We start from the raw sequence: 5949 nt of genomic DNA, 5'->3' as shown, positions 1-5949 counted from the left end.
CCTCTTTTAATGCTTTTTGCGCAAGCTGAATGCGCGATTCAGTCCCGGAATTTGGCTCGAGCTGTTGAACTCGCTTAGCATCCTCCAGCAGTAGAGCAATGATGTGCTTCAGTTCGTTTGCGTCCACCGTGAACTCCTTTGCAATTTTTATGTGTTAGCGAATCATCCGGTTATTCATATGCCACCGGCGGCTACTTCGTGGGCGTTCTGCCTGTTCGTTGTTGTGTAACACCTTTAAGTTGTAATTTAGTTGTGGTGATGCACAATGTCAACAACTTTATGTGGTTTGATTGAAGATGAGATGAATGCAAGGATGTATAAAAAAGAGGAGGCTGTATGGAAGACAAGCTTTACGTATTTAATTACACACACAATAGAGATAAGTTGTTTGCGAACCTAATCAGTATCATTGATGGTATTGTTGCTGATGGGGTGGTAAGAGATGAGGAAGTTCTTTACCTTGACACATGGCTACTTGAAGCAAATCAAATTATAAGAAATGGCGTTATTAAGAGTCTATCGGCGAGGGTCTCAGATATCTTAGCTGATGGTGTCATTACAGAGGAAGAAAGAAAAGAACTCAAAAACAGTCTGACAAAAATCCAAAGAGAAATTTTAGATATTCCTGGAATTGATTTTTACTCTGCTGAAATGGATCTACATCTTCTTAATGGATTGTGTAAAGGGCTGATCTCGGATAGGACCTTGACGGAAGATGAAATTAGATATCTCGATTGGTGGTTAACCCAAAATGGGGCACTTAAGAGTAACTACCCAGGGAAGGATTTGTACATTCTAATAAAAGATATCCTTAACGATGGGGTAATAACTCCAGAGGAAAGCGAAACTCTACATAAAGCACTTGTTGACTTTACTGGATGCGATCTAGACAGCGGGGTTGTTGATGGATTGGCGACGAGGCTACCGATTGATAATGATGCACTCGTTGATCTTGCGGACAAAACCTACTGTTTAACGGGTACCTTTATGGCAGGTAAACGAGCTGTGGTAGAGGAACGGATCAAAAGTGCAGGGGGAAAAATAAGTAATGGAATTACCCAAAAACTGGACTTCCTTGTTGTCGGAACCCTATCATCCAGAGACTGGAAATTTTCCAGCCATGGGAGAAAGATAGAGAAAGCTGTTAGCTATCGCGACGATAATGGTGCAAAGCTAAAAATTATCTCAGAGGAAATGCTATTTAGCGTATTACCATGAACGTGATGACCAGAACACTCTGCCGATAACATGAATTCTTGCGCGGCGTTCATTGAAGGTGAGTATTTCATCTGGATACTCATCTTTGTTGAAACTTCTTATAATTAAACCACCATCAGGTTGGTTTATTAGCACTTTGACCCTTAGCAGGACCCCATCTCTAACAGCGTATAAATCGCCATCTCGGATAGGATTTGTCTGTGCTATATCAACAGCAACATGATCGCCGTTATTGAGAACTGGCAATAAGCTGTTCCCCCAAATTTTTACGATCCTAGCATTTGTAGCGCTAACTCCAGCTTTCCTTAAATCCATTCTTCGGATAGGAAACCAGTCAATTACAGACTCCACAATTTCGGCTTCACACCCATTTCCTGCTGATAACTCAACATCTAGTACTGGTATGTCAGCGAAAATGGCAGGGTCTAAACTGGCACTTTCAGCCTCTCCAACCACAAAATCAGAAAGTGAAGCATTTTCCTCAATGCCTAGTTGCAACCACTTTTGGCTAACGCCTAATACATTTGCGATTTCTTTTATCTTTCGCGGTTGCAATGTATCTCCGTTTTCTATTTTTGCTACGGATTGTTGAGAAACACCTATGTATTCAGCGAGTTGAGCTTGGCTTAACCCTTTTTTTTCTCTCGCAATTTTCAGTCTTTCCGCCAGTGTGTTCACAACTTCCCCCCTTATTTATGGTGAGATTACAACTTTATGTTTTAGCTTTCCAACACCTAAAAGTTGTGATAAAAGTTGTTAAGGTTGTATAATCTCTATCGGCAACAACTTTTATGTATTGATACAGGAGAAAGCTATGACTCCCGAGCAGTTAGCCCTTTCAGAGGCAATCGCTCTGGCTGGTGGCCAATCAGAGTTAGCGCGCAAGCTTACCGCTAGTTCTGGGCGATTAGTGAAACAACAGCAGGTCTGGAACTGGCTGAACAGAGAGAAAAAACCACCAGCAAAACTATCAGCGCTAATTGAAAAGGTCACCGGAGTTTCAAGAGAGAAATTACGTCCTGATATTTTTCAAAAGATTAAAGATTCAGCAGCGTAATTGTAACCACAGAACTAAGGGGTAAGCCGTGGGTAACGAGCCTATTTGGAAAGTCGAACGTCAGCCAGCATGGCTGGTGGCGGCGATAAAAAAAACGATCACCGATCTACCGGGTGGTTATGCCGAGGCAGCGGAATGGTTGGGCGTGACAGAGAACGCATTGTTTAACCGCCTTCGCGTTGATGGTGACCAGATCTTCCCACTGGGCTGGGCAATGGTTTTACAACGTGCTGGTGGTTCAACTCATATCGCTGATGCCGTTGCGCGCCATTCTCAGGGCGTATTTGTACCACTGGCAGATGTTGATGATCTGGATAACGCCGATATCAACCAGCGCCTGATGGAGTCCATCGAATGGATTGGTAAACACTCGCAGTACCTGCGTAAGGCAACCGCTGACGGGGTTATTGATCCGGCAGAACGTGAGCAGATTGAAGAGAACAGTTATCAGGTAATGGCTAAGTGGCAGGAGCATTTGACGCTGCTATTCCGTGTTTTCTGCGCGCCAGAAAAGAGTGACGCCCGCGAGTGTGCAGCTCCGGGCGCCTTGGCGAACAACTCTTCGAGTATGGAGAAATAATCCGCATGANGACGGGGTTATTGATCCGGCAGAACGTGAGCAGATTGAAGAGAACAGTTATCAGGTAATGGCTAAGTGGCAGGAGCATTTGACGCTGCTATTCCGTGTTTTCTGCGCGCCAGAAAAGAGTGACGCCCGCGAGTGTGCAGCTCCGGGCGCCTTGGCGAACAACTCTTCGAGTATGGAGAAATAATCCGCATGAACAGTTTAACGGCTTTTAACCGTCTACCGCAACTAAGGATGATCCCGGTTTCGGGTACTCCGTTGTTTCGGTATGAACGCAGATTATCAAACCGCTGGGTTCCGTGTAACCACAGTAGGGCGGTTTCAATTGTGGGGGTCTACAACCGGAGGGCAAAACGCCTGTGCGCGAACTTAACCGAAGGTTCAAAGACCACCGCGGAGTGCCAGTCCGTGTTATCCGCTGGGAGCCAGAAACACAGCGCGTTATCTATCTGCGTGATGGCTACCCGCACGAATGCTTTAGCCCACTTGAGCATTTCAGGCAAAAGTTCAGGGAGATAACGGACGATCATGAGCACTAAATTAACCGGCTACGTATGGGATGGTTGCGCGGCGTCGGGCATGAAATTGTCTAGTGTCGCGATCATGGCACGCCTCGCTGATTTCAGCAGCGATGAGGGCGTGTGCTGGCCGTCCATTGAAACTATTGCTCGCCAGCTTGGCGCAGGGCCGAGCACGATCAGAACGGCAATCGCAAAGCTTGAAAAAGATGGCTGGCTCACGCGTACACAGCGCCGTAATGGTAACCGTAATGCGTCGAACGTGTACCGCCTGAATGTGGCGAAACTTCAGGCTGCCGCATTTTCTCAACTGTCAGATTCTGACACGTCAAAATCTGACGCATCAAAATTTGACGCCTCAAAAACTGACCCGTCGAAATCCGTCAAAAACGGCGGTTTTGACCCGTCAGAATCTGGCGGGGATCCGTCAGTAAAATCAAAACAAGATCCACAAGTAACTTCAAAACCCTCTTGTCCGGTTGCGGCGCAACCAGACCCTGAAGTCGTGATTACTGACCAGGCGATTCTGGTTCTGACCCATTTGAACCAGACCAGCGGATCCCGGTATCAGAAATCAAAAACATCCCTGGAGAACATCCGTGCCCGACTGCGTGAGGGATACAGCGTTGCAGACCTGCAACTTGTTATCGACCTGAAGCATGAGCACTGGCACGAGAACGACGAGCAGTACCAGTACATGCGNCAGCGGATCCCGGTATCAGAAATCAAAAACATCCCTGGAGAACATCCGTGCCCGACTGCGTGAGGGATACAGCGTTGCAGACCTGCAACTTGTTATCGACCTGAAGCATGAGCACTGGCACGAGAACGACGAGCAGTACCAGTACATGCGCCCGGAAACGCTGTTCGGCCCGAAGAAATTCGAGAGCTATCTGCAAAGCGCTACCCGCTGGGAGCAGAAGGGACGGCCTAAACGCGCTGACTGGGGCGCGAAAAAGCGCGATGTGATGGCTTTTGGTCCGGTTGAAACAACGATTCCAGAGGGGTTCAGAGGATGACGTTAAACAAATATTGCCAGGCGCTGGCGGCACTACGTAGCAAACCAGCCCACGAACTGAAAGAAGTTGGCGATCAGTGGCGGACGCCGGATCTGCTTTTTTGGGGGATCAACGCGCTATTTGGTCCATTAGTTCTGGACTTGTTTGCTGACGACGACAACGCGAAGTGCCCGGCATGGTACACCGCAGAAGATAACGCGCTGACGCAGGACTGGTCTGAACGTCTGGCAGAACTGGGTGGCGCTGGCTATGGCAACCCACCGTATAGCCGTTCGCAGTATCACGAGAAACAGGCGATCACTGGTATGACGCACATCATGAAATACGCAGCAGCCCAGCGCGAGAAGGGCGGTCGCAATGTATTCCTGATAAAAGCCGCGCCGAGTGAAACGTGGTGGCCGGAAGATGCCGATCACATTGTATTCATTCGCGGGCGCATTGGGTTCGATCTGCCTGTGTGGTTTGTACCTGCTGACGAAAAACAGAAACCCACCAGCGCGTTTTTTGCCGGTGCTATAGCTGTCTTCGATAAGTCATGGCGTGGTGAGCGGTTCAGCTATATCAACCGCACAAAACTGGAGGCAAAAGGTCGTGCGTTTATGGCTTTGGCACAATTTGCCACCAGCAAACCTCAACCAGCAACGGCCACACCAACAGTAGCTGGTAAGCCAGAAACAGAGTTGCCACTCACCCAGAAAGATATTTTTGATATCAGCGGTGTCGAAGCGTGGGCATGTGTTAGAGCTGCGTTCGGCGATAAAGAAGAATACACATTCAGTGAATCGAAGTTTGGGCATACCTGGGCGGCGGATTCTGTCGAAGCACCGGAATTCACTCAGGTATCACCATTAACGATCGACAAAGCGAAGCTGCNGGTAAGCCAGAAACAGAGTTGCCACTCACCCAGAAAGATATTTTTGATATCAGCGGTGTCGAAGCGTGGGCATGTGTTAGAGCTGCGTTCGGCGATAAAGAAGAATACACATTCAGTGAATCGAAGTTTGGGCATACCTGGGCGGCGGATTCTGTCGAAGCACCGGAATTCACTCAGGTATCACCATTAACGATCGACAAAGCGAAGCTGCTTATTCGTGAGAGCATTTTGTTCGGTGTGGATGAGTGGCTGTTGTCGATTCAATTCGATGACGCTGCTGCGCGCCTGGATGTGTCGGAACGTATTCGCACTGTTGCCCTTGAGGCATCCGGTGAATATGGCATGAACAGTGCTGATTTCATTGCAGCTATGGGAAGCCTGTATGTTTCCAGTTGGTCCAATATTCGCCACATCCGCATGCACATCCGTGAGAAAGCTAAACCAGTGGCGGATCCGCTTCCCGAGTCCCGTATCTGGCCGTTGGAGGTTGGAATTGTATTCGACCAGGTTGATGGCGCTGACATGCTGGATGAATCACAGCAGAACAAGCTGAAAGCCAACATCAATCAACTCTGGCTGGAACGAACGGCCACCAGCGAAATTATCACAATTGCGCGTGGTCTTGTCGGCAGCATGCAGGGGGTAACCCATGCGTGAGATTATCGTTGATAACTTTG

General features: G+C 48.2%; 7 protein-coding genes and 3 pseudogenes. 8 read left to right on the top strand and 2 right to left on the bottom strand.

Annotated elements, in window-relative coordinates; all coding sequences use genetic code 11:
* Nucleotides 1–127 (bottom strand): annotated as a pseudogene (locus tag B9P82_RS29590) (hypothetical protein); the annotation flags it as partial.
* A 209-nt stretch (nt 128–336) separates the two neighbouring features.
* Between B9P82_RS29590 and B9P82_RS27720 the strand changes: the two are divergent.
* Nucleotides 337–1218 (top strand): BRCT domain-containing protein, encoded by an 882-nt coding sequence (locus B9P82_RS27720; RefSeq protein WP_048220745.1) that lies wholly within the window; start codon nt 337–339, stop codon nt 1216–1218.
* Here the strand turns inward: B9P82_RS27720 and B9P82_RS27715 are convergent.
* Entirely contained in the window at nt 1210–1896 is a 687-nt protein-coding gene (locus tag B9P82_RS27715) for an XRE family transcriptional regulator (protein WP_101701438.1), read from the bottom strand. The genes B9P82_RS27720 and B9P82_RS27715 overlap by 9 nt on opposite strands.
* A gap of 136 nt (nt 1897–2032) precedes the next feature.
* On the opposite strand from B9P82_RS27715, the gene B9P82_RS27710 reads away from it, so the two are divergent.
* From B9P82_RS27710 to B9P82_RS29250, 7 genes and pseudogenes are all read left to right on the top strand, one after another.
* Entirely contained in the window at nt 2033–2275 is a 243-nt protein-coding gene (locus B9P82_RS27710; protein WP_044702968.1) for a transcriptional regulator, read from the top strand.
* Nucleotides 2276–2303: 28 nt separating this feature from the next.
* Nucleotides 2304–2855, top strand: a complete 552-nt coding sequence (locus tag B9P82_RS27705) for a YmfL family putative regulatory protein (RefSeq protein WP_101701437.1) — start codon at nt 2304–2306, stop codon at nt 2853–2855.
* A 28-nt stretch (nt 2856–2883) separates the two neighbouring features.
* A pseudogene (locus tag B9P82_RS27700) lies at nt 2884–3048 on the top strand (DNA-binding protein); the annotation flags it as partial.
* Between the two features lie 172 nt (nt 3049–3220).
* A complete protein-coding gene (locus B9P82_RS27695; protein WP_003034732.1) occupies nt 3221–3400 on the top strand; it encodes a DUF4222 domain-containing protein in 180 nt (59 codons plus the stop codon).
* Nucleotides 3390–4398: pseudogene (locus B9P82_RS27690) on the top strand (conserved phage C-terminal domain-containing protein). The gene B9P82_RS27695 and the pseudogene B9P82_RS27690 overlap by 11 nt, the downstream one beginning before the upstream one ends.
* The gene (locus B9P82_RS27680; protein ID WP_246842188.1) at nt 4395–5462 is read left to right on the top strand and encodes a phage N-6-adenine-methyltransferase; all 1068 of its coding nucleotides are present in this window, start codon (nt 4395–4397) and stop codon (nt 5460–5462) included. Before B9P82_RS27690 ends, B9P82_RS27680 begins: the two are co-directional and overlap by 4 nt.
* Nucleotides 5463–5524: 62 nt before the next feature.
* Nucleotides 5525–5929, top strand: coding sequence for a hypothetical protein (locus tag B9P82_RS29250; RefSeq protein ID WP_246842187.1), 405 nt, complete (start codon nt 5525–5527; stop codon nt 5927–5929).
* Nucleotides 5930–5949 lie beyond the last annotated feature (20 nt).

The sequence above is a fragment of the Citrobacter sp. L55 genome (genome assembly GCF_002850715.1).
Classification (GTDB): domain Bacteria; phylum Pseudomonadota; class Gammaproteobacteria; order Enterobacterales; family Enterobacteriaceae; genus Citrobacter; species Citrobacter braakii.
This window is presented reverse-complemented; position numbering and strand designations above follow the sequence as displayed.

What these genes read in the sequence shown, in the direction of transcription:
- B9P82_RS27720 (WP_048220745.1), top strand. Translation starts at nt 337, where the DNA reads ATGGAAGACAAGCTTTACGTATTTAATTACACACACAATAGAGATAAG.
- B9P82_RS27710 (WP_044702968.1), top strand. Translation starts at nt 2,033, where the DNA reads ATGACTCCCGAGCAGTTAGCCCTTTCAGAGGCAATCGCTCTGGCTGGT.